Below are 23,068 nucleotides of genomic sequence, written 5' to 3'. Positions count from 1 at the left end.
AAGAGCAGAATGAGATAATATCCGAGTTTCTAAAAAAAACTGTCATTGTGGTGGAGCTTGAGATCTCTACTCTTTATTGAAATGTTTCTTTATATTGAGAGAGCGTTTCAGTAGTCACAACACGAATATGATTTTCTTGATTGATTTGTCTCTGTCTGCGGCTCGATCTTCTTTTTAGCAATTACTTAATGGGTTGCGATGGCCACAGGCTAAACTCGTTTCCTGTAAATCAGGGGAACTACACCAGCATACTCTCTGAAAATATCAAAGAACGGGAGTAACTTTGTAACATGAAATCACTCACTAAAGAGCTCTGGATGGATATTCCCCAACGGCGGCAGATTGTTTCTATTCATAATGATGTGGAACAGTTGGTCGAAGAAAGTGGGGTTACCGATGGATTAATACTCATTAACGCAATGCATATCACGGCCTCTGTTTTCATCAACGATAACGAGTCGGGGCTACATGCAGACTATGACCGTTGGCTGGAGGATCTGGCTCCGTTTGATGCGGGCAGTGATCCTGACACCGGTGGTTATCTTCACAATCGGACAGGTGAAGACAACGCCGACGCCCACCACAAACGCCAGATCATGGGTCGTGAAGTTGTTGTTGCGATTACCGATGGTAAACTGCACCTAGGGCCGTGGGAACACATTTTTTATTATGAGTTCGACGGCCGCAGGCGGAAGCGGATATTGGTGAAGATTATTGGGGAGTGAGTTATGGATTTGAGTGATAGTTCGTCAGTATCTCGCCGAGTACAGTTATCAAAAGTTTCCGAAGTCGAAAGGGTAGAAGACCGTCTTTCATGCCTCAAGGCAATCTTCGGTACTACAATTGGTGTCAACGAATCTTCGTTTGACTGGTGCCCAGATGGAAGTCCACCAAGCCCCCAAGAGCTGCTTGGATGGTTGTGGTTCTTAGAGCCAGACATAAACATTAAATTGAAATCACAGGCATCGGGGCAATTGGCTAAACTTATGACTGCATACGATGAAGAGAGGCTAGACACTTGGTGGCAGCAATTGTTAGAGCAATATGAATAGAAATCGTTTGCGGGAAAATAGACTGAACCTGGATTTGCCCTCGTTTTCCCAGACACGACAAAAGGCAGGGTGTGACATAATGTGTCTGGTAAATGGTAAACTGCACCTGGGACCGTGGGAGCATATCTTTTATTACGAATTTGATGGCCGGCGGCGGAAACGGATATTGGTGAAGATTATTGGAGAGTGATTGTCTCCAATCAAGTTGGATGAAATGATGGTTACAGAAAAGTCGAATACATGCAGCGAACCAAGTGATGAAGTCCCTGCTCAGAGTTACGAAGGGATCGATTGGGGGTTGGCAATATTTCTCGTCCTTGGAGTCGTTGCTCTCTTGCTTCCCCACGTCTCAATTCCGTTTGTTGGAGTGTATTGGGCAGCAGCCGTAGCCGTTGTTGTATTTGTTGTCTGGAACACAGTAATGCCGACAACATGCATGAGCGGTGGTCTGATTTGTTCGCTGGTTGCTATGGCCGTTATTTTCAACACCCTTGGAATCGTGTTGGCCGTAGTCATCCGATTGATAGTCTCTTTTTTACTTAACCATATTTCCGCTCTAGTGAATGACCGAAGCAACTTCACGATCTGGGGGCCTCCAGAGCCTTGCCGATGCGAGTTCTGAATGCGTTCAGCGAATTCATAGTTGATCAGATTAGTCAGAAAATCGCCCTGACATTGTAAACTTTCATCCTTGATCAACAAAATCATCTTAGTGGACATAGGCGTGTCAATTGACTGTGCGTTTGCGTTTATGTAATAGTAAGTGTACAAAAAAGTGAATCGAAACTTAAGATGCTTTGACTATGCTTCATTCGTAACAATCAACACGATTCAAGCACAGACCTTCATATCAAATTTTCAATTATATTAGCATTCTCTTTGTTTTTGCAGCCTGTTTAGCAAATGTGATTGATTAGATATTGTCTGCAAATACTTATTAATCCAAGTAAAAATATTAAGACCACCAACAAGATATGAATGAACTGGACTAAAATTACTGCTGTATTAATTAGTTGGAATACAATATGAGCGAGCCCCAAAAGAAAGAGTACGACATTGAAGAAGTGAGAGAATTGATAGACATTGTAATCATTACAATACTCGACTGTGAACGCGATGCCATAAATGAGCACTTCAAGCCAGCAAGTTCAATAATTGGGCATGACCCTGAATCAAATGCACCATTAGTGTATTACTACTCGACTATCAAGGATGTACGGGAGCATCAGTGGCATATAGCGACTGCGCAAGTTGCAAACCAAGGAAATCTTGATGCTCAATCTCTCACGATTAAAGTCATTCAGAATTTTAGACCATCATGGGTACTATTATGTGGTATTGCTGGCGGTGTTGCAGAAGATGATTTTACACTAGGGGATGTATATCTTACCACGCGAGTTAACGACCTGTCGGTGAGTGCGGCGTTGGAAGGAAAACAGACTTCATTTAGGGCTGCGGGAGGACCATTGAGTGTCTGGGTTGAAAGTCTCTCGACTAATATTAGTGCTTTTAATCAAAGGTTGGATGGGTGGAATAGCGAACAAAGTATAGGTGCTCCTCGCCCCAATATAGAAGTGGCTGAGTCTTTCAACCATGAGTGTTACTACGGCGAAAATAGAAAAGAGATCCACGACAACATTGCTTTTCATTTTTCCGATACGCTAAAAAATCGACGCCCCAAGGTCATTTCAGGATCTGCATTCAGTAATAACACATTAGTTAAAGACACAAAACTATTTGAACTCTGGCAAACTTTTGCCAAAGATGCTCACACTGTCGAAATGGAACTTAGCGGTGTTTACAATGCAGTTCGAAACTTCGGTAGAAATACAGACTTAATGTCTGTTCGGGGTGTGAGTGACATCGTTGGATTTAAAAGATCTCCAACATGGACAAAATATGCCTGCAAAACAGCAGCATCCTTCTTGTGGAATCTAGTATCTGCAGGTCTTCTCCATGAGCAAATTGTCGCATTGGATGGAGAACATCTTGTACCGATTATTGATACAGATGATGCTTATCAATTTATGTGGTCGTCAGAACTGCCCGATTATGTGCGGGTAATGCAATATCTACCCGACGATCTCTTCTCCGACTCTGTGAAAATCTTCTCCCAGCTCATCTCATGTGTTACTACAGTTAACGACGATCTGAAAAAACTACTCACGAATTTCTCTGACGAAACATTCTGCGAATCACTTTGGAAGTATATACTAACACAAAGTGACAATAATCACTCTTTACCTGTATTTGGTGCTCCTGGAAGTGGGAAGACCTCTCTACTCTCAGTATTAGCTCTTATTGGACGTCGAGCCACACGAAATGATTCGAATATACATGTTGATTATCTAAACCTCCACCAATATGACGAAATACGTGGTATGGATGAATCAGAAACAAGAGAGCTGATCCATCAGGCTCTTGAAAATGACATTTCTAAACTATTAGAAGTTATAAACAGCTCCACTCACACTTTGTTTCTTTTTGTTGACGGTTATGATCAGCATCAACGCGAGAGAGTCCCTAAGATACACCGTGAATTTTTTCGACAAATTGAGCAACTTAGTGGTATTCGTGTTTTGGGAATTGGTTTTCTTGATGAATTAGAGCGAAAACTAAACATCAAGGAACGCAGGTATGTTATTGGATTGCCTGAAAAGAAAGGTCATTACCTTCAGCTTAATTCGATTTCTGTAGACCAATCAAAACAACTGTGTAAGTACTTCTTACGGTTTCATGATTTCTTAAATAGCGCACATCGCGGCTGGAACCATGTTTCAATGAGTTCCAATGAACTTTTCAGACGAGTCAAGAATTCCGACCTTCGTCGCATTGACCTTCTTCGGCTAGATATTTTGGCTACTGCCGCAGATAACGATGAAATGTGTTTTTCTTATGCTCTCGATGCATTTCTCCGGCGCAGAATAGAATTTCATCTTTCATCTCAGTGCCCTGATCCAGCTGATAGCGTTGAAAATGAGATGAATAATATTTCGCGATATCTATATTTGCGTGATGTAGCTAAACAAGATGACCCTTCTCTCCGTTACCAAATACGATGCTGGAAGCTTCTATCTGGTCATCCAGTTATTTGGTCATTCTTTCACGCAAGATATGTAATAATGACACTTACTGATATCGGTTCTGAGTTACCTCAAATAACTGAAGACCTTTTAGATGAGGAGATAGATCAGTCAGTAGAAATCTGGCAGGAGAAGCAGCTTTCCGGGAAACTTTTCCCGGCAGATACAAACATGCACTGTAAATGGTTTCTAAATGATGGAAGACAACAATCAGTTTTGGCAGCTATTGTAGCTATTTGTAAAGGGGCTGAAGCAGTTCCACTTGAATTAACTCATCTATGCTATTTACTAGGCCGATTTGAGGAGCACTCACATGAAGTACGAAACCAACTTGCTAATCTACACGCAAAATACTTTTCTAAAGATGCGTTCGAGCGTATCTTCACAACAAATCAGGAGACACTAGAACTCGAAGAAGCCAAGTTGCATATGTTGCAATGCACTTTACTTATTAGTCAGATGATCGTAGGTAACAAAAAGAATAGAGATGAATTGTGCGAAAAATTTTTAATAAGCATGAGAAACAAAACTTGGCGTGATATCGCTTGTGGTTTTCATCTGGAATATTACGGAGATCGGTGGTTTCATCACGATTTTATAAGTAATTTTGCAGATCGAAAAGACCCTTTTGTCCCGTTCCCGCGAACTCTCGATGCTGTTGAGGAGCGGCTACTTAAATCAATGACTCGTCGCCGCCAGCCATATGCGCTATTCGATGTAGAATTAGCAACGATTTGTGCTCTAGCAAACACCCGTCAAGAACATGAAGAAACAAATTGGACAGAAGAGCAATTAAAATGTAGGAGACGAGTTCGTGGTATCGTTGAAAAATGCTACAAGTCATCAAATGATAATGTTCGAGCAAGACCCGTTTGGGCATATTCCCGAATGACTTATCGATTTCTTCAACCAAATAGTTTTACATCACCATTCATATATCTCACAAAACTGTATGAGTTAAAACTTGATACACCTCGCTCAGGATGGATGGAAAAATTAAGTCTCCAAGGAAGAGTAGAATCTGTAGCAGATCATTCTTGGAGTTCAATGATTTTAGCGGAATTACTTTTACCAGAAGCTCCTCCTAGAGACCTTACAGAAGAGGATAATAAAGAGTATTCAAAGTCTGAGATCATCCGAATACTATTGATACATGATATTGCCGAAGCATTTACAGGAGATCGACCATCAGATATGGAAGGACAAAACCCGGGTGGTGAACATCGATCACAAGAGTCAAATTTAGTAGAGATTTTAAATAACGTAAATATGCTTTCGGGATTCACTGGTTTCCAAAAACTTCATATTAGATGGAGTAAGGCGGAGGAATGTATTGGGATCAATGGGCGCATTGCAAACTTTTTAGACAAGGTTGATGCACTGATTCAATTAGTTGTATATGCAAAATGGTACTTTAGTATGTACTCTGAAGAAACAAAGAAAGAAGCGTGGGATAAATTCTATACCAAGCTCAGCAGAGAAATTGGTAGGGCAGCTGGTAGAGATCGATTCCTAAAAATCTTAAAGGATCAATGTTTAGAATGGGCAGATTTAGAGTTTAATTCAACCCGTCAGTGGTTACAGCATGAAGAAGCTTTTGCTGGTATGTTCAAATATTATCCTAATATAGGAAAGAGAGGTACTCGTTCAGAGTTAGTACCTGGGAAACGTCACAAAGTATGTCAGTGATGGTGGAGAGCTAAAATATGCCAAATGAAAATGAATATAAAAATTGGATTCGATTTGAGTCTCTCTCAAGAGAATATCAAGTATTAAAGTCTGAACAATCGGCCAGAATCGGGTTCCGAGACAACTTACTCTATGTAACACTCGCCTCAATGGGAGCTCTATTGGGTTTTAGCCTTTTCGATAACAGTTTGGATAGCAAGGATTCTGAAAGAGCTCTATGTTTACTTGCTGGCCCTTGGATTTCGATCATATTAGGTTGGACCTATAGTATAAATGACCGCGCTATCACAAGAATTGCTAGATACACAGAAAATCAGTTAAAGAAACATTTTGAAAGACTTGAAGGCTTAGATTCTTTTTCTGTACTTGAGTGGGAAACTATTCATAGATCATATAAAGGTCGTTTTGCGCGTAAGCTGATACAAATATCTATTGATCTATTCGCTTTCCCATTTGCAGGTGCATTCTTCCTTGTTCTTGCTATTCAGAAATCGAAAATGGATTTTGGTAATTTTGGACTCTGTCTAATAATTTTGGAGGTAATTCTGTTAATATTAGTGGCTGGGCACATAATTCTTAACTCAGGATTAAACTCTGATTAATTGCTCAACTACTGAGTGAATGAAGTTTATTGCTCCTTGTTCTCAGTGGTGCCAGAGACGACAAAAGCTAGTGTGTTACGCAATGTGTTTGAGTTAGTGATGCAATGAATATAACCGCCTCTGTTTTCATTAACGACAACGAGTCGGGCCTGTATTATGACGATGACAATTGGCTCGAAGAGCTGGCTCCCTTTGATCCCAGTCCCGAACGCTACCACCACAATAGCACAGGAGAAGACAACGCCGACGCCCATCACAAACGCCAAATCATGGGCCGCGAAGTGGTCGTTGCCATCACAGATGGTAAACTGCATCTGGGACCTTGGGAACACATTTTTTATTACGAGTTCGATGGCCGCAGGCGAAAGCGGATATTGGTGAAGATTATTGGAGAATAACTGACAGCAAAATGAACCTATTTACAATAAAATCTGTCTAAGCACTTAATTCGTAGCGTTGACTAGTGAGTTCTTAATCTTTCTGGCGAGACAAACCCATGACCTTCTATGCAACGCACTACCAAACAGGAGAAGACATTCGGCCCGGCGACTACATCTCATTGGCAGGATCACCGGGGAAGGTGCTGTTCGTTCTTGGCCTGCCGGGAGTTCCGGAAGGTTGGGAGTCGCCGGAAGAATGGCTTGGCACGACCGAGGGCTACATGCTTGAAGTGGAAGGTATGGGTTGGGTGTTTGAGCACGAGAGTGACGAAGACTTGGAGTTCGTGAAGAGGAAGCAATAGGTGGGTAGGTCGTCTGTTATATTCATGTCGGTGGAATGGTCACGAATCAGTCTTCATCGTCAAACGAACGCAGTAACTTCACAATCTGCTGCGGATATCGCCAAGGTTTCCCTCTTCGAGTCCTGAACCCAAGATCGTTCAAAGCTTCGCAGACTTCAATATGAGTCATCCCCTGATCTTTAAGTTCAAAGGCCTTGGCAACCACTTCGGCGTACACATTTCGAAGTTCTGGAGGTATGATGTTCTTTGAGCGCGGACCTTGGGATGTCGGTGAGATTGTTTGCCCAAACACGACAAAAGTCAGTGTGTTACGTAATGTGTTTAAGGAACGCAATGCATATCACGGCATCTGTTTTCATCAACGATAACGAGTCGGGGCTACATGCAGACTATGACCGTTGGCTGGAGGATCTGGCTCCGTTTGATGCGGGCAGTGATCCTGACACCGGTGGTTATCTTCACAATCGGACAGGTGAAGACAACGCCGACGCCCACCACAAACGCCAGATCATGGGTCGTGAAGTTGTTGTTGCGATTACCGATGGTAAACTGCACCTGGGACCGTGGGAGCATATTTTCTATTACGAGTTCGATGGTCGTAGGCGAAAACGAATATTGGTGAAGATTATTGGGAAGTAAGTATAGAATCTGTCCATACTGCTGGGGGATGTTTCTGATGCTGATTCCTAATTTTCGGTTATCGTCTCATTTATTTTTTCGCTTCGACTCAACCGTTTCCAGTTCTGATTGATGTCGCTTAGCCCACTCACACATTGTTGTAACCAGTTCAAGAAAAGTAATCCCCATTGGAGTCAAATGATATTCAACCCGGGGAGGCACTTCATCATAGGCGGTGCGTTGGAGCAATCCGTCCTGCTCCAACGCTCGCAGAGTTTGCGTGAGCATCTTCTTTGAGATGTCTGGCAAATGTCTTTGTAACTCACCGTATCGCTTCGTACCCTGTCCTAAAATATAAAGAATGATCGGTGTCCATTTATTGCCGATCACTTCGAGTAAACGACGGGACGGGTATGTTTCGCTGTAGACTATGATTTCATCACTCATGGTTTTTTATGCCTCCAGGGAACCCAAAAGTGCCTACTTGTCCAATGAATGAGTGCGACCTATAACATGGTACTGAGCGAACTAACTGCTTCAAAGCCATGAAAGGATGAAAATTTCAATGACGCTCACTGTAAATGTTATTTCAGACATCATTTGTCCCTGGTGCTATATTGGCAAACGACGACTGGAAAAAGCGATTGAACATTTAGGTGATGCGTCAGTCGTAAAAGTAGACTGGCACCCTTTCCAACTCAATCCTCTTTTGCCAATCGAGGGTATAAACCGCAGAGAGTACCGTAGTAATAAGTTTGGCAGTTGGGAACGGTCACTGGCACTCGACGCTCAAGTAACCGCTGCAGGAGCCGAGGTCGGCATTGATTTCAGTTTCGCAAAAATCAAAATAACTCCTAATACGTTTGCTGCTCACCGACTGGTCTGGCAGGCTGGTTTGGAAGGTGTCCAGGAAGCAGTTGTGGAAGCTATTTTCCATAGTTATTTCGTCGAAGCCCGCGATATCAGCGATTACCAAACACTTCTCGAAGTCGTTGCGGGAGGTGGCCTGAACCGTGACCGGGCTGCAAATCTGTTGGCTAGCAACGAGGGAATAGACGCACTCCAATTAGCAGAGCAAACCGCTCGCCAGGCCGGTGTGCGAAGTGTACCGTTCTCGGTGGTTAATGATGAAATTTCTTTCTCTGGTGCGGAACACTCAGATGTTTTTCTCTCCGCCTTCGAGCAACTTATTAGCAACGAGCATGACTCTTGTGAGATTAAGTCAGATGGAAAGAAAACATGCTAACATCAAGCAATTTTCCTCCAAAAGTAATAATTGTTGGTGGCTCTCTTGGGGGACTATGCAATGCGGTAGCCCTGCGAGGTATTGGCTGCGAAGTTCAAGTCTTTGAAAAATCTACTGGATTAATGAAAGATCGAGGAGCGGGTATTGTTTTGCAAAGGGAAGTCCTGGAACTGTTTGATAAGTATCAAGTCGCAAGGCCCGAAGAAATTTGTGTCCCCGTTCACAGCCGTCGCTATCTTTCTAAAGATGGAACAGTTCTGCAAGAATCACCTATGTCTCAATCCATGACTTCATGGGATATGCTGTATCGAAAATTAAGGGAAGCAGTTCCTGACAATTGCTACCATACAGGAATTCAGTTACTCGATTTCGAGCAACGTGAGGAGTCTGTAATAACCCATTTGAATGTTGGGCAAGAGGAAATTTGTGATTTGTTAGTGGGTGCAGATGGCCCTCGGTCGAGCGTGCGTCAGCAAGTGCTACTAGAGATTCGGTCAGAGTATGCCGGATATATCGCATGGCGGGGAGTAGTTATGGAAGATCAAATTCCTGAGCTCGCTGATGAATTTACTGGCAGGTTTACGTTCTTTCAAGCTCCGCATACACACATCCTTTGCTATTTGATTCCCGGACCCAATGGGTCGTTATTACCTGGAGAACGGCGGCTCAATTGGGTGTGGTATTTGAATGCTGCTCCTGGCGACGAATTAGATCAAGTATTGACCGATAAAGATCAGCGACGTCGAGAGTTTTCGGTCCCTCAAGGATTTGTTGATCATCATTCCATTGAATTGCTTTATCGAAAAGCGAATTGTATGTTACCACCGGATTTCTCGCGTCTGATCCAATATACGGAGGAACCATTCATACAAACGATTCATGATCTGGCTGTCCCACGGATGTTATTTGGCCGGGTTTGCTTAACGGGAGATGCCGCATTTGTTCCTCGCCCTCATACTGCCGCAAGCACAGCTAAGACAGCAGCTAATGCTCTGGCGCTGGCAGACTGTTTGGTAGCGACTGGAGGTAAAGTAGACGATGCGTTACGACGTTGGGAGCCCGATCAACTTCAAATGGGACATCGCTTAAAGAAATACGGACAACGTCTTGGTAATCGATCACAGTTTAATAATTAATCATAGAAAAACTTAAAGCTGGGATAAATAACATGGCAATTTTGAATGGAAAAGTGGGAATTGTTACTGGTGGAGGAACTGGTATTGGAAGAGCTACTGCATTAGCGATGGCAAAGGCAGGGGCGACACTGGTTATTGGAAATAGGAACGCAGCAAAGGGTGAAGAAGTTGTGCAAACGATCGAACAATTTGGAGGCCGAGCGATCTTCCAACAGACTGATGTCAGTAAACCTGATGATGTAATGTCATTAGTTCAAAGAGCAGTTACCGAGTTTGGGAGGCTCGATCTTGGATTCAACAATGCTGGCATGGATGGAGAACAGGTGCCGCTACACGAACAGGACATAGACAAGGCATCGACTCTGTTCGACGTCAATATCAAGGGAGTGTTTTACTGCATGAAGTACGAGATCGAGCAAATGCTCAAACAGGGTGGCGGGAGTATTGTGAATACGTCTTCTATCTTTGGTTTAAATGGCTATCCTGGGTGGTCGCTCTATGTCTCAACGAAACATGCCGTTACTGGAATGACGAAAGCAGCAGCACTTGATTATGCCAAGCGGGGGGTTCGAATCAATGCCGTTGGACCCGGTCCTGTGGAAACACCACTTCTACATGAAGGTACTGGTGGTGATCCCCATAGTTACGCTGCCTTTGTCCCAATGGGTAGAATTGGACAACCGGAAGAGATTGCCGATGCGGTGGTTTGGTTGCTATCAGACGAGGCCCGATATGTTACAGGGCATACGCTGCCAGTAGATGGTGGAGTATGCTCACAGTAGCTTCAATCAAATAGATGACTGTAAACGAATCTGGTTAAAGATGATTGGGGATCTGCAATGGTTGGCATTTAATTCACAATCGTAGCTTGCTTGACTTGTAACTTTCATAAGATTAGAGTCAAAACGACATAGCGAGTCGCGCCCTTAATCCCAGAAAACAGCTGGTGTTCCATTTGGTTTCAGTTGCATTCTTGATGCCAGCGCGAATTGTCTAAACTCATATATTTGCACACAAGGAACCAACAGTGACGAAAATTCATCATATCAATTGCGGGACACTGATTGTGCAAGGGTACCCCACTGTAGTGTGCCATTGTCTTCTCCTCGAAAGCAAGCAGGGACTCGTGTTAGTGGATGCTGGAATTGGGCTGTTAGACGTACAAAACCCGGTTGAACGCCTGGGCCAGGAATTGATCGACATGGCTGGCTTTCAATTCAACGAATCAGATACCGCAGTACGACGAATCGAAGCCTTAGGATTCTCAGTTGATGATGTCCGTCACATTGTTCTGACTCACTGCGACCCTGACCACACCGGTGGTTTGGCTGATTTTCCCAATGCTCAAGTCCATGTCGCACAGGAGGAACTGCAGCATATGCAGTCCGGACACTGGCGATATGTCACCAGCCACTTCGAACATGGTCCGAATTGGCAAACTTACTCTCGTGGCGAGAGAGATTGGTTCGGATTGCAGGCGCGTCCCATCAATGTGGATCCTGCAGCGGAAGTTCTATTGATTCCTTTATTCGGGCACACCATCGGGCATTGCGGTGTTGCGATTCGGCAGAACAGCCGGTGGTTACTCCATGCCGGTGATGCGTACTACCTGCGCGCGGAACTGACGGACGATAACCATCCAGTCTCATCATTTGCTGCTCAGAGAGCCGATGACGACGACTTGCGTCAGTCTAGTCTCAAGGAACTGCGCCGGTTATTTACTTCTCACACAGACGAGATCGAAATGATTGGCTACCACGACATCAACGAGCTGCCTCAGTTCCCAGTAGCCACTGCCTAGCCTTGTTTTACTGATAATGCTTGTGAAGTTTCAAGATTTCGTCATGGTCCTGATGAAGCATTCGTTTGCTTGTATTGGCTCTTTTTTTCATTGGCTTTGGCGGCAGCAATCACTTCAGGTTGATCGAGATTCAGATAGTGGCCGTGATCCGCGGTTACTATAAGAATGGATTCATTCCAGTTACTGTTCCGTTCCACCCAATCAGTGATGACTTTAATGGCATCGTCTCCGCTTTTGACGGCACCAATCGAGTTATCTAAATTGGTGTCGTGATTCGCCCAGTCGACGTCTCCTGCTTCGACCATCATCCAGAAGCCCTCTTTGTCAGCCGAAAGCACTTTGATTGCAGATGCTGTCATCTCGGCCAGCGTTGGGTTTTCATACAAATCAGCGGGCGTGTATTGTTCGGCGACGTCTTTTTTTCCGTTAGCGGGTTGGTAGTCGCCGTTGGCGGTTTGGTAGGGTAGATGGCCTTCATATTTTCCCACACCATAAACTCCCAATAGTCGAGTGCCTTTTCGCCGCGCCTCTTCTGCAGCGCGTTTCAGGCTTTCATGACCATTTTGTCCGAGGGTTCGCACAGCAACCGTGTATTGCCCCCCATTTTTGACATTAGCTTTCGAAATCGTTTCGGAAGTAATGTATGCAGTTCCCGGAATAAAGTTGGCCCCCTGCCGATCTACATCTTTGTCTTTGGCGGGGAATCCGTATCCGCCACCGATCACGACGTTCATCCCAGTAAGGGGCTGATGAGGATGTGAAATTGAGGCCTGCCCCAACAAGTCTCGGGCCAGATCCTGATAGTCATGCCGGGAAACATTGTGCGCATAAGCTGCCGCCGGAGTGGCATGGCTAAGGGGAACACTGGTTACGATGCCGATTGCATATCCCTCTTGTTGTGCGTCATGAGCAATTGTTGAGACTTGGCCCCCCAAATGGTCCACGTTTAGTGCTTTCTTGTAGGATTTTACTCCCGATGTCATGGCCATTGCTGTATTGGCAGAATCCGGATAGGCATGCTCACCAAAACCGTTTCCCTTATTTCCAATAATGTACTTATTGTCGTTTCCAGGACTCCAGGGGTTTGGCCCCCCCTTTGCCGAGTTGTAGCCACTTCGAAGCTGACCACCAGGGTTGAGGACGGTTTGGTCATTGACGTTGGTTTCAGTTTCTTCGTTGTGAGGTGCGGTCACGGCAAAACCATACTGTGTCGTATCCCCTGCTGTGTAATCCAGGAAGTGCAGCCCGTGTCCGCGCCCTTTTTTATATACTTTACCGGAATAATACAGGGCGGCCGCCTGTGTCGTTTGCCAGTCCATCCCATCAAAGATCACAAGGAAAATATGCTTTTTCCCAGCAGATAACGCGGCTTGTTGCATGTCGGCAATGTTGGTGTTGTCGAGGTATTCTGCCTGTGGATTCAAAGAGTTTTCAGGCAGATATCCATAGATCTGACGCAGTGCATCAGAACTTCGATAGGGGCTGTTTTCTTTTGTGTAAGACTTGAGGTCGATACCGCTACCACTTCCTTTAGTTCCGAAAGTATAAACGGGTACCAACCGTAGTGAATGGCTGGTCCAGGTTGAATAGTTGTCTGGGTTGTACCCCCAGTGTAATACAGGTGAGCGGTTATGAAGTACGGCATTGTTCTGGATTTCACGGATAGGATCGGCTGCCGAAGCTATATCGTGAAAGAGTAAGAACATTGAGGTGATAAATAGGATACGCGTGAGATACTTCATGTTTGATTTACCAATATGATCTGTTGAGGGTTATGGTTACCAATGATACTACCGCACCGCAGTACTGTTCAGCATGTGTTGCCAACCTCATGACCTTTACCACTGCAGCTCAGCAGGAAAAAATTTGCTGACCAGTTTTTCGTAGAAGGGTAGTAAGCGATTTAGATCCGGTCGTTTGTCTGCCTTTGTGTATAAATCGTAGGGATTGAATCGACGTACCCATTCCATCATGGTGTAATCCAGATCGTTCATGAAATGTGTATATGCGCCTTCTCGGTGGCATGCATAGAATGAGTGGTAGCGGATGATGTAACGCGCTTCTTCCGGCAGGAAGTCTTTTACAACGTGTGACATATACTCATCATGTCCCCATGAAAGCATGATTTGATCGAGACCACAGTTTGGCTCGAATATTCCAAACTGTGTCTGATATTCGGGAACATGAATATCCGGATTTTCTTTGAAGAACTCATGCAGGACAATTTTCTCGGAAAAACGACAACCAACGGGAAACGTGTCTCCCACAACTGCCCACTGAGGTTCATCAAACAGGCACAATACCTTTCCAAGGTCATGGATCAAACCGACAAGTATAAACCAGTCGGGATGACCATCGGCACGAATGGCTTCTGCGGTTAAGATGGCATGTTCGATTTGAGGCAATTCCGTATCGGGATCGCTTTCGTCAACGATTTCATCAAGACATTGGATGGCCTCCCAGACACTCATCCTTCGATTCTGTAGTGGAAGATATTTTTCTCGTATAGACCGATTGAATTCAACTGTCTGTTTAACATGATTAAGGCGATAGAATTCACAGACTCCCGCACTTGTATCAGCATCATAGTTTCTAAAGTGTTGGTCAATATCACTAATTTCACTTGGGCTTGATGGACTGGGATAACGCCGTCGTACGTCGTGATCCCAGTCATCCAGGCTCGCTAATGGCACGTCTTTATTTGTGGAAACTCCTCGATCCATGAATGCTCCTTATTTGCAAGAGGTAAGTTTCTAATTCCTCATGCGCTTTTTGTAATTGGGATAAATTGTAGTGACGAACGCTTGTAATATCGTATTTATCTACAAGGCCCATATTTCTGATACACTTACGGATCAACCATACTTATATTCGTAATAATCATCGTTTTCGTGCTTTTCCGGATCGCTCATTGAGTTCGAGTTTGATTTCATTGCTTCCTGATACAATTTCAAATTTGAGATCAGCGGGCACAAAGATTTTTTTATTTTTAAACCATTGAGCGACCTTTGCATCACCATCTTCTTCTAAATCCTCATTATCGGGTGAAAGATAGTCTACCTGATGCATTCCGACAACTGCTCCATCACCGGATTCATATGTCGTCAATGTGAAACCTCCATTGGAGTCAACACTACCCATAGCGGGACGGCCTTTTGCCTCAGTAGTATCGCCGATCGCAACTGGATTAAACATTACCTTACCACCTGGCACCGGCTCTCCATTCAGAAGAACTTGCCCCTTGACTCTTGCCATTTCTGGTCCGCTACCTCCACAGCCATTACTTAAGATCAACATTGTGAACAGCAGAAGACCTATTATGATTCCTCTCGCTTGAACCATGATGGAACCTCACTAATAGTAATTCGATAAAAATTGGATCACGTGAATCGCTTGCCAGTCTTCGCACACTGAGTATGCGAAGACTGGTACGATAGAGACAAAATTAGCGCCTCATTAGAATTCACCTACAGTCTGCCCATCGTTGCGACTACCCAATCGTTGGTACGTTCCCCATTGCGACCGGGCAGGTACCGGAGAGGGGCAGGTAGAGTCATTAGAAGAGCAACCAAATCGTGAGTCGATATTCTCACTAAGAAAGTGCACAGATCCATCAGCAAACAGGAAATGGGCACCACCTACGTGGAAGCTAAAAAAGCCGTCATCATCTGCACGGCTATTAAGTGGAGAACGCCGGTCCGTTTTTGCAAAGACTTGCTCGTCCTGCCCGCCGGCTCCTGCCCAGATTGGGAAATCTCGGTCGTTCTGCCCGCCTGTCGCAGCTCCCCATGGTCTTTCGAGTGTGGGGTCTACGTCGATTGCGTTGTAATACGAGGACTCTCCAATTGCGATTGTATTACTCGTTCCGTCAATTACGTCGCGTATGCGAGTTGCTGCTGTGACGCCGGAGGGGCCACCAGATGAAGAGACTGCATCACTGGGTTTGTTAAAGATGCCATCGGTCCAGTCGTCATTACCGACACAAGCTTTGTAGTCGCTCTTGCCTGAGCCCACTGATGTATCGACACCTGACCCTTGTCCTGTAGAACGATTTGGCAAAGTGGATGAAGGGCAAATAAAGGCTGCTAGAATTGTGCCTTCGATATTGGGGCGGGGTACGCCCGCATTTGAAATCGGCCATTTATCATTACTGCAGAGAAGTTTACTGCAATCATCAATTGCAAAATCAATTTGATTGTACAACGAAGCTTGATCTAAATAAGGCAGCATACGTGTCCCCCAGCCGTAGTCGTGATCATCCCATCCTGTACCGAGTGGAAACATCCCAAATACATCGTGATAGTTATGCATCGCCAGACCCATTTGCTTCAGATTATTTTTACACTGGGAACGTCGGGCCGCTTCTCGTGCTTGTTGAACAGCGGGTAGTAATAAAGCAATCAAAATTGCGATAATCGCGATCACCACCAGCAGCTCAATGAGCGTAAATGCCTGCCTTTTTTGCAATTTCTGCATCAAATCTTCCTCCACCAAAAGTTAAATCACTAAATATTAGAATAAACTTCCTTTTCCGCGTTTCGACCTTACGTTCCTGAAGATTGCAAGTGCCGATTCCCCCAGCCATCATGACTTGAGAAGTCTTAATTTTGTCCTTGTGCCACACTGAGCTGATTGTCGTCAACAATTCCAGATGGCATACTTTGGCGCGCCTTCCTCCTTGTCTGTGACATGGGTGTTCCCTCAAGAAGCTGCTTCATATCCAGATGCTGTTCCCATTCAGCAATAGGCATGAGCCATGCCCGATCTCGTAGAGATTCGTGAAGTTCTACCAACCACGGCGCACGGCGCCAGGTTCGATCGAATTTAGATAGATCCATTTGGGGATCAACGAGCAACTGTGGTTTACGCCCATTCATTGAAACCAAATCCAAGCAACGGATCTCCATATTGGGATGGCCGTCCCGCGCTAACTCATCCCTGAGGAAGAGCGCCAGGTCATGAACCATATGAGGATCTTTTCCCAACTTACCCATCTGACGGGTTGTCAGAAACGGCCGTAGATCAATGACCATCGTTTCCCGGGTTTCTGGATCAGTTGCGTAGAAGCGAACTCCACAATACTTGCCACGCAACATCATATGCCAGGCGAAGCAGTGTCCTTCTTCTGTCCAACTTGCGTCGCCTTGGTAGAAGTAGTGGCGAAATGGAATAACTAGTTGCGCAAGAACGTAAGCCATCAGTAAGGCAGAGCCCCAACGCTGTAGCGGTGTTAATGTGCTACAGAATCTCTGTTGCTCTACAGAACTCTTTGCGATAGTACGCCCTCCCAGACCGCACCAGAAAAAGTTGATCACACGACGAGGCCAGTTTGGTTCAAAGAATTGAGTGGTTGCAAAAATCATAAACCACGGGAAGTACCCGATATCGAACATGACAGAGTTCATACAGTGAAAGAATAGAGCAGCCAGAAATGCTGGTATTCGTGTCTTCCGCCATAAGAGGAGGGGCACGATCGATAAATCGAAGACCAATCCACCATAGTTGAAAAACCAGACCATCCAGTCTTCGGTGAAGAATTGACCAAGGTAAGGAAACCGATCAGCACGCTGCGCGAGTGCAATCTTCATAGGCTGGCACCGTAACCAGTCTGGCTGCAGTTTTGCCAGACCACCATAAAAGTACGGAACCCCAATTTGGAATCGCATTAACCAAAGCGCCCACCGAGGTGCAGTTTGTGACTTCAAGTTTGGTCGCATCCATGCGTCAATAGATAGTGCATGATGGGCTGGAACAAATGCCATTAACAGGCTGACCAGACATGTGAGGTAGTAGTGGTTGAGGTAATAAGCCTTATCAATCAGGAAGCAATAGGTGAATAGCAACGAAAACAGGAGGCAACTGATTCGGTAATGCAATCCAACCATAATGCATGCTGCCAAGATACCCATCGTATAATAGAGCAAGTACATGCCTGACCCGGGTAATGGCTTGACCCAATCAAACCAATACCAGGTAAAATGGAACGGTGGGTCAATATAATCTGCCTTGATCACTCCAATCTTAAAGTATTCCCAGATGTGCCACAGCATTACTGCGCCAAACGCAATGCGGAACAAAACCAGTGATGCGATGTCGACCCTTTCAAAGAGATGCGAACGCCAATCCCTATTTCGAGGGAGTTGTGCGTCCGATTCAATGGAATTTATTTGTGCTTGTTCAGTCATATGTTTTTTCATTATTGAATATTAGACATGACAAATAATTTACAATTGATTGCTATATAAGTGGCTAATAATCAATTTGTCAACATGTAATTATCTGTTTTTGCAAAAAAAACTCATTAATTCGTTTGATGAGAACATATGAATGTTACTTGTATTAATTCTGTTTTTATAAATATGTGTTTACAAATGATGCTGATTATTTATAAATTGTGAATAACTTATGAATAAATGGGAAGAATCTGAATTCTTTGCCTTGAGTTGAACATTGAAATCAATGTAATGTTTGAAAATTATGTCACGACCAAAACACCAATTCGTTCGGGATTACATCCAAAACTCCATTGATAGTGGACATTTTGTTCCTGGAGATCAGTTGCCAACCGATGATGAGTTAAGCGAGCGTTTATCCGTGTCGCGTCCCACGATTGCACGAGCGATGCGTGATTTGGAACAGCTCGGATTGATCCGTCGCCGAGTTGGTGCGGGAACATTTGTAGAAGCCAAGTCATCCGAATCCGAGCAGCGACTTGGTCTTCTCATTCCAGAATTGGGTAACACTGAGATCTTCGAACCGGTTTGTGCAGAAATCGCACGTACGGTACAGCCATTTGGATATTCGCTTCTATGGGGTGACGCTGGTGTGGTCAATGATTCTAATACAAAAGAGGGTCGGCTTGCTGTCTCTGCAGAGCGGGCCGAACGTGCTTGTAAGAGCTTCATTGATGAAGGAGTAACCGGAGTGTTCTTTGTTCCTATGGTCTCAACTCAGCAAGATAAAGACGCGGATCGAAGAATTCTTGATCGACTTGATGAAGCTGGTATTGCTGTCGTGTTACTTGATCGCGATGTGGCACAATTCCCCGAACGCAGTTCGTATGACCTGGTAACAGTAAATCACCTCAGCGGACAACTCAAGCTCTGCGAGCTTTTGCTCAAGTCGGGACGCAAGCGTATTGCTTATTTGCAATGGCCGGGTACCTCTGATTCCATGGAGCAACGGCTTGCCGGATACCAGCTTGCTCTCGTGCGAGCCGGTCAAGTGTTTAATCCCGAATGGGTTCACCAGGGTGATGCCCGTGATCATGAATTCATTGGCCAGATTCTTTCAGATCACAATCCCGATGCGTTTACTTGTGAAAACGATGTTGTTGCTGCCCACCTGATGCAAACCCTCAACACACTCGGTGTGAGTATTCCCGATGAAATTGCCGTGGTCGGGTTCGATGATGTAAAGTACGCACAGCTACTTGCTGTCCCGCTGACAACGATTCGTCAGCCCTGCGCACAACTTGGCGAAGTAGCCGTGCGATTAATGAATTCTCGTATTGCTGCACCACACATGCCCGCACGAACGGTACAACTGGAATCCGAACTCATTGTACGAAAATCGTGCGGTGTAGCTGCGAAAGATGAGCCTGCTATCTCTCGTGAAATTCAATAGAGTTCATGGCTCCGGATATATGCTACCTTATTTTGTAGACTTTCAGATGTTTCCGCGCTTATATTGCTCTATGCTCACGATGGGAATCTTTTACCAACGCAAAGGCAATACGATATCCTTTCAGTAACAAAGTTTATTCGCAAGTATTTGATAATTTTCTGACATGCTTAAAAGTAAACGAGGGAACATTTTCTGAAATAGATTTTCTCATCGTTATCTTGGTGTGGCGGGAAATTTTATTGAAAACGAAGCACCACTCTCATATAAACAGTGAGATGTGAGAAACATCACTTCTAATATCCCTTGATCTTCATAGGGTGGATAAGTCCTGTCTATTTGAAATTTAACAACTGTCGTTCAGTGCTATTCTCTTGCCTGAAACTCTTTGATCATTATGAGGCTGTGTCGTTAAGAATAATTCTGGGTGAAAATATAAAAAGATAATCAAATTTGTGCTCCGCAGTACAATAATAGTATGCATCTATACGGTCACTGGTACCAAATTGAATCGAGATCTCGTTTTCACAGCTATATTTATAGTAAGGATCTCTTCCTTACCCTGCGAAACATGCGAACTTATCATCTCTATAACGGATTCTTTTTCTTTGAGGACTCTACTTATGAGAATCAAGCTCTTTTCTTTATCATTAGTGGGAGTCGGCGTGCTCCTCGGATATCTGGCTGCTAGTGCCGACTTCAATGTAACTAAGGCTGCAAAAGTACAATCCAAGATTCCTTTCAGTTCGAGGCAATCTGACTCTAAACAGCAATCATCTCTATCGGATTCTGATTCGACGAACTTAGTTCATGATGGGAACACGCAGTCTAAACTGTTAATCGCTACCAACCAGCAGGCGGTAGCCGCTGCTTCAACAGTTATCCAACAGCGAACTGGCAAAAAACCAAATATTCTGGTGATCTGGGGTGATGATATTGGCCAATCAAATATCAGCGCTTATACGAAGGGGCTGGTGGGATACCGTACTCCGAATATTGATCGCATCGCACATGAAGGTTTAATTTTCACAGACTACTATGGCGAACAAAGTTGTACGGCGGGAAGGTCTTCTTTCATCATGGGCCAAAGTGTTTTTCGCACGGGGCTCAGCAAGGTTGGTTTACCGGGAGCCGATTTAGGAATGCGTATTGAAGATCCCACTATCGCTGGTCTGTTAAAGAATCATGGTTATGCAACAGGTCAGTTCGGTAAGAATCACCTGGGTGACAAAAACGAAATGTTACCTACAAATCATGGTTTTGATGAGTTCCTGGGCAATCTCTATCACTTGAATGCGGAAGAAGAACCAGAAAACGAGGACTACCCTAAGAATCCTGAGTTCCGGAAAAAATATGGTCCACGTGGCGTCATTAAATCATTCGCTCATGGCAAGATCGAAGATACGGGCTCTCTGACCAAGAAACGGATGGAAACGATCGATGACGAAACCGTTGCTGCCACGTTAGACTTCATCGAACGACAGCATAAAGCTAATAAGCCGTTTTTCTGTTGGTGGAACGGAACACGCATGCATTTTCGTACGCATGTTAAGAAAGAAAATCGTGGCATTTCCGGGCAGGATGAATACGCTGATGGCATGGTTGAACATGACAGGCACGTGGGTCAATTGCTAAAGAAACTCGATGACCTGGGAATTACCGACAATACAATTGTTTTCTACAGTACCGATAACGGACCTCACATGAATACTTGGCCTGATGCAGCCATGACTCCCTTCCGTGGCGAGAAGAATACTAACTGGGAAGGAGGTTGGCGTGTGCCAGCAATGGTCCGCTGGCCTGGCAAGATCAAGGCTGGCTCAGTTTCTAACGGAATCATGCACCACATGGATTGGCTGCCAACATTTCTTGCCGCTGCCGGTGAAACGGACGTTAAAGAAAAGCTTCTAAAAGGTCATCAAGCCATCGATCGTAATTACAAGGTTCACTTGGATGGTTATAACTTCCTGCCACATTTGACGGGACAGGAAAAGAAGTCTCCACGCAATGAGATTTTCTACTTTTCAGACGATGGGGATTTAACAGCCCTGCGTTTTCAAGACTGGAAGTTGGTCTTCATGGAACAACGTGCAACAGGAACTTTGAAATTATGGGCCAACCCCTTCACTCCCCTACGCCTGCCATTAATGTTCAACTTACGTCGTGATCCCTACGAGCGCTCACAGCTCACCTCAAATACTTACTACGATTGGGTAATCGATCACGCATACATGATCGTTCCAGCGCAGGCTTATGTCGGAAACTTTCTTGAAACATTTAAGGAATATCCGCCTCGTCAGAAGGCTGCCAGTTTCAGTCTCGATCAAGTGATGGAAAAATTGAGGCAGGGGTTAGGCAGTAACTAGATCTGGATTTCTTAAAATGGAACGGTGTGGTCGTTTCAGGATCATGCCGTTTTATTTTGTTTATTCAGAGTATATGGAGTACATTCCGATGAACCGATTGGGCATCTTAATATTTGTCTTGATTGCCATTTTGACTTCAGTCGTTCGTGCTAATGACCCCCTGCCGTCCTGGAACACAGGGCCGACGAAGACTGCGCTTATCAATTTTGTAAAGCGTGCTACCACCAAAGGTAATCCAGAGTATGTTTCCCCACCTCAGAGGATTGCAACCTTTGACAATGATGGTACTCTCTGGTCGGAAAAGCCGGTTTACTTTCAGCTTCAATTTGCCATTGACCGTATCAAGGCACTCGCAGCAAAACATCCAGAATGGAAAACAGAGCAACCATTCAAAACAATACTCGAAGAGGAGCAGAAAGCACTTACTTCGCTCAGTGCGAAAGATATGATGATCCTGCTTATGACCACTCATGCTGGTACAACGACAAAGGAATTCAAGAAAACAGTAAGAGCCTGGCTTAAAACGGCGCGGCATCCACGCTTCAATCGGCCTTACACAGAGTTGGTTTTTCAGCCAATGCTTGAACTGTTGGCCTACCTGCGTGCAAACGGTTTCAAAACATACATCGTTTCGGGAGGCGGAATCGAATTTCTGCGCGTCTTCGCGGAAGATGTTTACGGAATCCCGCCCGAACAAGTTATAGGGAGTAGTATTAAAACAAAATTTGAAATCCGCAAAGGTAAGCCTGTGATCGTTCGTTTGTCCGAAATCGATTTTATCGACGACAAAGCAGGCAAACCAGTTGCGATTAATAAGTTCATTGGCCGTCGGCCCATTGCCGCTTTCGGCAACTCAGACGGTGATCTGCAAATGTTGCAGTGGACTACTGCTGGCGATGGAATTCGTTTTGGTTTACTCGTGCATCACACAGATTCCAAACGTGAATGGGCTTACGACCGGCAATCGCATGTCGGGCGTCTGGATGTCGCCTTGAAAGAAGCCAAACAGCGAGGTTGGACCGTGGTGGATATGAAACGAGACTGGAAAGCAATTTATCCATTTCAAAAATAGTTTTCTTCTATAGTTTTAGTTTGTTCTTTTAAATAAGC

General features: G+C 44.7%; 20 protein-coding genes and 3 pseudogenes. 16 read left to right on the top strand and 7 right to left on the bottom strand.

The window, feature by feature from the left end:
• Positions 1 to 290: 290 nt before the first annotated feature.
• From V202x_RS26745 to V202x_RS26710, 8 genes and pseudogenes are all read left to right on the top strand, one after another.
• Positions 291 to 725 (top strand): secondary thiamine-phosphate synthase enzyme YjbQ, encoded by a 435-nt coding sequence (locus V202x_RS26745; protein WP_145180074.1) that lies wholly within the window; start codon positions 291 to 293, stop codon positions 723 to 725.
• Between the two features lie 3 nt (positions 726 to 728).
• Positions 729 to 1,052, top strand: coding sequence for a hypothetical protein (locus tag V202x_RS26740; protein WP_145180072.1), 324 nt, complete (start codon positions 729 to 731; stop codon positions 1,050 to 1,052).
• A 94-nt stretch (positions 1,053 to 1,146) separates the two neighbouring features.
• Positions 1,147 to 1,242: pseudogene (locus V202x_RS28180) on the top strand (YjbQ family protein); the annotation flags it as partial.
• Positions 1,243 to 1,674 carry a hypothetical protein gene (locus tag V202x_RS26730; protein WP_145180069.1) on the top strand — a complete coding sequence of 144 codons (432 nt, stop codon included), beginning with the start codon at positions 1,243 to 1,245 and terminating at the stop codon, positions 1,672 to 1,674.
• A 403-nt stretch (positions 1,675 to 2,077) separates the two neighbouring features.
• On the top strand, positions 2,078 to 5,824 hold the full coding sequence (locus V202x_RS26725) for an HD domain-containing protein (protein ID WP_145180067.1): 3,747 nt from the start codon (positions 2,078 to 2,080) through the stop codon (positions 5,822 to 5,824).
• 17 nt (positions 5,825 to 5,841) lie between these two features.
• The gene (locus tag V202x_RS26720; RefSeq protein ID WP_145180065.1) at positions 5,842 to 6,426 is read left to right on the top strand and encodes a hypothetical protein; all 585 of its coding nucleotides are present in this window, start codon (positions 5,842 to 5,844) and stop codon (positions 6,424 to 6,426) included.
• Between the two features lie 98 nt (positions 6,427 to 6,524).
• Positions 6,525 to 6,824, top strand: a pseudogene (locus V202x_RS26715) (secondary thiamine-phosphate synthase enzyme YjbQ); the annotation flags it as partial.
• A 98-nt stretch (positions 6,825 to 6,922) separates the two neighbouring features.
• Positions 6,923 to 7,168, top strand: a complete 246-nt coding sequence (locus V202x_RS26710; protein ID WP_145180061.1) for a hypothetical protein — start codon at positions 6,923 to 6,925, stop codon at positions 7,166 to 7,168.
• Positions 7,169 to 7,214: 46 nt separating this feature from the next.
• On the opposite strand, the gene V202x_RS28175 is transcribed toward V202x_RS26710, so the two are convergent.
• Positions 7,215 to 7,373, bottom strand: a complete 159-nt coding sequence (locus V202x_RS28175) for a recombinase family protein (RefSeq protein WP_409996694.1) — start codon at positions 7,371 to 7,373, stop codon at positions 7,215 to 7,217.
• A 110-nt stretch (positions 7,374 to 7,483) separates the two neighbouring features.
• Between V202x_RS28175 and V202x_RS26700 the strand changes: the two are divergent.
• Positions 7,484 to 7,807: pseudogene (locus tag V202x_RS26700) on the top strand (secondary thiamine-phosphate synthase enzyme YjbQ); the annotation flags it as partial.
• A 66-nt stretch (positions 7,808 to 7,873) separates the two neighbouring features.
• On the opposite strand, the gene V202x_RS26695 reads toward V202x_RS26700, so the two are convergent.
• A complete protein-coding gene (locus V202x_RS26695) occupies positions 7,874 to 8,233 on the bottom strand; it encodes a winged helix-turn-helix transcriptional regulator (RefSeq protein ID WP_145180055.1) in 360 nt (119 codons plus the stop codon).
• Between the two features lie 118 nt (positions 8,234 to 8,351).
• Between V202x_RS26695 and V202x_RS26690 the strand changes: the two genes are divergently transcribed.
• The 4 genes from V202x_RS26690 (at position 8,352) to V202x_RS26675 (ending at position 11,969) form a co-directional block, all read left to right on the top strand.
• Positions 8,352 to 9,032: a DsbA family oxidoreductase gene (locus tag V202x_RS26690; protein ID WP_145180053.1), complete on the top strand. Its 681-nt coding sequence runs from the start codon at positions 8,352 to 8,354 to the stop codon at positions 9,030 to 9,032.
• Positions 9,026 to 10,168 (top strand): FAD binding domain-containing protein, encoded by a 1,143-nt coding sequence (locus V202x_RS26685; protein ID WP_145180051.1) that lies wholly within the window; start codon positions 9,026 to 9,028, stop codon positions 10,166 to 10,168. Before V202x_RS26690 ends, V202x_RS26685 begins: the two co-directional genes overlap by 7 nt.
• A 32-nt stretch (positions 10,169 to 10,200) precedes the next feature.
• Positions 10,201 to 10,950, top strand: a complete 750-nt coding sequence (locus V202x_RS26680) for a glucose 1-dehydrogenase (RefSeq protein WP_145180049.1) — start codon at positions 10,201 to 10,203, stop codon at positions 10,948 to 10,950.
• A 245-nt stretch (positions 10,951 to 11,195) separates the two neighbouring features.
• Positions 11,196 to 11,969 (top strand): MBL fold metallo-hydrolase, encoded by a 774-nt coding sequence (locus V202x_RS26675; protein WP_145180047.1) that lies wholly within the window; start codon positions 11,196 to 11,198, stop codon positions 11,967 to 11,969.
• A 41-nt stretch (positions 11,970 to 12,010) separates the two neighbouring features.
• Here V202x_RS26675 and V202x_RS26670 read toward each other — a convergent pair whose 3' ends face one another.
• The 5 genes from V202x_RS26670 to V202x_RS26650 form a co-directional block, all read right to left on the bottom strand.
• Positions 12,011 to 13,711, bottom strand: coding sequence for an alkaline phosphatase (locus tag V202x_RS26670; protein WP_145180045.1), 1,701 nt, complete (start codon positions 13,709 to 13,711; stop codon positions 12,011 to 12,013).
• Positions 13,712 to 13,807: 96 nt separating this feature from the next.
• On the bottom strand, positions 13,808 to 14,692 hold the full coding sequence (locus tag V202x_RS26665) for an inositol oxygenase family protein (protein WP_145180043.1): 885 nt from the start codon (positions 14,690 to 14,692) through the stop codon (positions 13,808 to 13,810).
• Positions 14,693 to 14,849: 157 nt separating this feature from the next.
• Complete coding sequence (locus V202x_RS26660; RefSeq protein WP_144990349.1) at positions 14,850 to 15,311, bottom strand: DUF4198 domain-containing protein; 462 nt, start codon at positions 15,309 to 15,311, stop codon at positions 14,850 to 14,852.
• Between the two features lie 114 nt (positions 15,312 to 15,425).
• Positions 15,426 to 16,445, bottom strand: coding sequence for a DUF1559 domain-containing protein (locus V202x_RS26655; protein WP_145180041.1), 1,020 nt, complete (start codon positions 16,443 to 16,445; stop codon positions 15,426 to 15,428).
• A gap of 125 nt (positions 16,446 to 16,570) precedes the next feature.
• Entirely contained in the window at positions 16,571 to 18,154 is a 1,584-nt protein-coding gene (locus V202x_RS26650; protein ID WP_197993115.1) for an HTTM domain-containing protein, read from the bottom strand.
• Between the two features lie 292 nt (positions 18,155 to 18,446).
• On the opposite strand from V202x_RS26650, the gene V202x_RS26645 reads away from it, so the two are divergent.
• The 3 genes from V202x_RS26645 (at position 18,447) to V202x_RS26635 (ending at position 23,030) form a co-directional block, all read left to right on the top strand.
• Entirely contained in the window at positions 18,447 to 19,595 is a 1,149-nt protein-coding gene (locus V202x_RS26645) for a GntR family transcriptional regulator (protein WP_145180037.1), read from the top strand.
• 620 nt (positions 19,596 to 20,215) lie between these two features.
• Positions 20,216 to 21,958, top strand: coding sequence for an arylsulfatase (locus V202x_RS26640; protein WP_197993114.1), 1,743 nt, complete (start codon positions 20,216 to 20,218; stop codon positions 21,956 to 21,958).
• Positions 21,959 to 22,046: 88 nt separating this feature from the next.
• The gene (locus tag V202x_RS26635; protein ID WP_145180035.1) at positions 22,047 to 23,030 is read left to right on the top strand and encodes an HAD family hydrolase; all 984 of its coding nucleotides are present in this window, start codon (positions 22,047 to 22,049) and stop codon (positions 23,028 to 23,030) included.
• The last annotated feature ends 38 nt before the right edge of the window (positions 23,031 to 23,068 follow it).

It is taken from the genome of Gimesia aquarii (genome assembly GCF_007748175.1).
GTDB classification, from domain to species: Bacteria; Planctomycetota; Planctomycetia; order Planctomycetales; family Planctomycetaceae; genus Gimesia; species Gimesia aquarii_A.
Note: the sequence above shows the minus strand (reverse complement) of the source record. Positions and strands in the feature narration are given on the sequence as shown.

Excerpts from the sequence above, each read along its gene's own strand:
- V202x_RS26745 (WP_145180074.1), top strand. The coding sequence starts at position 291 with ATGAAATCACTCACTAAAGAGCTCTGGATGGATATTCCCCAACGGCGG.
- V202x_RS26740 (WP_145180072.1), top strand. The coding sequence starts at position 729 with ATGGATTTGAGTGATAGTTCGTCAGTATCTCGCCGAGTACAGTTATCA.
- V202x_RS26725 (WP_145180067.1), top strand. The coding sequence starts at position 2,078 with ATGAGCGAGCCCCAAAAGAAAGAGTACGACATTGAAGAAGTGAGAGAA.
- V202x_RS26720 (WP_145180065.1), top strand. The coding sequence starts at position 5,842 with ATGCCAAATGAAAATGAATATAAAAATTGGATTCGATTTGAGTCTCTC.
- V202x_RS26710 (WP_145180061.1), top strand. The coding sequence starts at position 6,923 with ATGACCTTCTATGCAACGCACTACCAAACAGGAGAAGACATTCGGCCC.
- V202x_RS26695 (WP_145180055.1), bottom strand. The coding sequence starts at position 8,233 with ATGAGTGATGAAATCATAGTCTACAGCGAAACATACCCGTCCCGTCGT.
- V202x_RS26690 (WP_145180053.1), top strand. The coding sequence starts at position 8,352 with ATGACGCTCACTGTAAATGTTATTTCAGACATCATTTGTCCCTGGTGC.
- V202x_RS26685 (WP_145180051.1), top strand. The coding sequence starts at position 9,026 with ATGCTAACATCAAGCAATTTTCCTCCAAAAGTAATAATTGTTGGTGGC.
- V202x_RS26680 (WP_145180049.1), top strand. The coding sequence starts at position 10,201 with ATGGCAATTTTGAATGGAAAAGTGGGAATTGTTACTGGTGGAGGAACT.
- V202x_RS26670 (WP_145180045.1), bottom strand. The coding sequence starts at position 13,711 with ATGAAGTATCTCACGCGTATCCTATTTATCACCTCAATGTTCTTACTC.
- V202x_RS26665 (WP_145180043.1), bottom strand. The coding sequence starts at position 14,692 with ATGGATCGAGGAGTTTCCACAAATAAAGACGTGCCATTAGCGAGCCTG.
- V202x_RS26660 (WP_144990349.1), bottom strand. The coding sequence starts at position 15,311 with ATGGTTCAAGCGAGAGGAATCATAATAGGTCTTCTGCTGTTCACAATG.
- V202x_RS26655 (WP_145180041.1), bottom strand. The coding sequence starts at position 16,445 with ATGCAGAAATTGCAAAAAAGGCAGGCATTTACGCTCATTGAGCTGCTG.
- V202x_RS26650 (WP_197993115.1), bottom strand. The coding sequence starts at position 18,154 with ATGACTGAACAAGCACAAATAAATTCCATTGAATCGGACGCACAACTC.
- V202x_RS26645 (WP_145180037.1), top strand. The coding sequence starts at position 18,447 with ATGTCACGACCAAAACACCAATTCGTTCGGGATTACATCCAAAACTCC.
- V202x_RS26640 (WP_197993114.1), top strand. The coding sequence starts at position 20,216 with ATGAGAATCAAGCTCTTTTCTTTATCATTAGTGGGAGTCGGCGTGCTC.
- V202x_RS26635 (WP_145180035.1), top strand. The coding sequence starts at position 22,047 with ATGAACCGATTGGGCATCTTAATATTTGTCTTGATTGCCATTTTGACT.